Origin of the sequence: Polynucleobacter aenigmaticus (assembly GCF_002206635.1) — a bacterium.
Lineage (GTDB): Bacteria > Pseudomonadota > Gammaproteobacteria > Burkholderiales > Burkholderiaceae > Polynucleobacter > Polynucleobacter aenigmaticus.
In genome coordinates, this window is sequence record NZ_NGUO01000033.1 from 1 (window position 1) to 2,293 (window position 2,293).

General features: G+C 45.9%; 1 protein-coding gene. It reads left to right on the forward strand.

Annotated elements, in window-relative coordinates; all coding sequences use genetic code 11:
• A partial coding sequence (locus CBI30_RS11140; RefSeq protein WP_169711275.1) for an MBG domain-containing protein occupies nt 1–2,293 on the forward strand: 2,293 nt, incomplete at both ends.

Sequence of the window (2,293 nt, forward strand, 5' to 3'; positions counted from 1 at the left end):
GTCGTAACAGGCTCAGCGACACCAACTACAACGACTACAGTAGCCAGCGGAGTTGGTGGCTCAGTATTGGTTGCTACTCCAGGTAACTTGGCTTCTGGCAACTATGTGTTTACCTACGCTAACGGTACTTTGAACATCACTCCTGCCGCTTTGAGCGTAACTACCGATGCTTCTACTAAGGTTTATGGTGCAGCTTTACCGACTTTCTCAAGCACTGTAGTTGGCTTGGTAAACGGTGACACTACTTCTGCTCCGACTTACACCTCTACTGGTTCTGCTTCTAGCGCTGTAGGTACTTATTCAGTAACAACGGCTTTGACTGCTAGTGCAAACTACACAGTATCTTTTGTGGCAGGCAACTTGACTGTGACTAAAGCAACATTGACTGCGACTGCGGCTGATGCAACTAAAGTGTACGGGGATGCTAATCCAGCTCTGACAGTCGGCTTGACTGGCTTTGTGAACGGCGATACAGCATTGAGCGCTAGTGGCTTGACTGCTTCTACTGCTAATAGCGCTGCTACTGTATTAACTTCAGTCAGCACTTCAGCGATTACCGTAACGGCTGGTACTTCTGATAACTACACGATTGCGCCAGTTGCAGGTACTTTGAGTGTTACTCCAGCTACCTTAACTGTGACAGCTAATGACGCTACTAAGGTTTACGGTGCAGCTACTCCAGCTTTGAGCAATACGATTACAGGCTATAAAAATAGTCAGAACATTTCAGTAGTAACAGGTTCAGCTACACCAACTACTGCAACTGATGTAACGACTGGTGTTGGTAGCTCAGTGATTGTTGCTACTCCAGGCAACTTGGCTTCTGGTAACTACATCTTTACTTACGCAGATGGTACTTTAAGGGTGACTGCGGCTCCTCTGACTATTACAACTAATCCGTCAACCGCAGTCTATGGCTCAGCTTTACCAGCTTTTTCTAATACCGTCACTGGTCTGGTTAATGGCGATGCAGTATCAGGCACTGCAACTTACTCAACAACAGCAGTGCAGGGCAGTAGCGTTGCCAACTATGCTGTAACAACTGCTAACTTAACTGCTAGTGCTAACTACACAGTGTCTTTTGTGGATGGCAATCTATCAATCACTCCTGCTGGCATTACAGTTCTAAGCATCAACAACACAGTAGTTGCTGGTAAAACTTACGATGGCAATAATACGGCTACCTTAAGTGGTGGTCAGATGATTGGTGTTTTAGGTGCTGACAATGTTGTGTTAGTTCAGTCAGGTACATTTAATAACGTCAATGTCGGTACACAGGCTGTAACAGTAGCGGATACCTTAACAGGTGCTCAAGCTAGTAACTACACGATTACTCAACCAACTGGTGTAACAGGTGTTATTAGTGCGGCTCCGTTGACTGTGACGGCCGGTAATAGCGCCAAGGTTTATGGTGAAACGGCTACTCTAGGCACTACAAACTTTACATCTACTGGTTTAGTGAACGGTGAGCAAATTAGTGCTGTCACTCTTGCTAGTACAGGCGCAGTTAATACGGCTGATGTGGCTTCTTATGGTGTGACTGCTAGTAATCCTACTGGCACAGGCACTTTCTTGGCTTCCAACTACACGATTACGCCAGTAGCAGGTACTTTGAGTGTTACTCCAGCTACCTTGCTGGTAACGGCTAATGACGCTACTAAGGTTTACGGCACAGCTACTCCAGTTCTCTCTAATACCATCACGGGTTATAAAAATAGTCAGGACATTTCAGTAATAACTGGTACAGCTACACCAACTACCACCGCAACGAATCTTAGCAATGTGGGTTCAGTCGCCATCTTAGCTACTGCTGGCAACTTGGCTTCAGGCAATTACACTTTTGCCTTGATTAATGGTACCTTAAGGATCACTCCAGCTACTTTGACGGTGACTACCGATGCCTCCTCTAAGGTTTATGGTGCAGCACTGCCGGTCTTTACTGGCTCAATGAGTGGTTTAGTTGCTGGCGGTACTACACCAACAGCTTCTTATTCATCTACAGCTACTTCGGCTAGTAATGTCGGCGACTACTCTATCAACGCAAATTTAACTGCTGATACTAACTACTCAGTATCCGTAGTAGCAGGGCAGTTAACGGTTACTAAAGCAACTTTGACCGCAACGGCTAACGATGCCTCTAAAGTCTTTGGTACTACTAACCCAGCCTTATCAGTTAGCTTGGTAGGCTTTGTAAATGGCGATACAGCAAGTACAACTGCTGGTTTGACAGCTTCTACAGCCAATAGCACAGCAACAACTTCAACACCGGTAGGCACTTCAGCAATAACAGTAG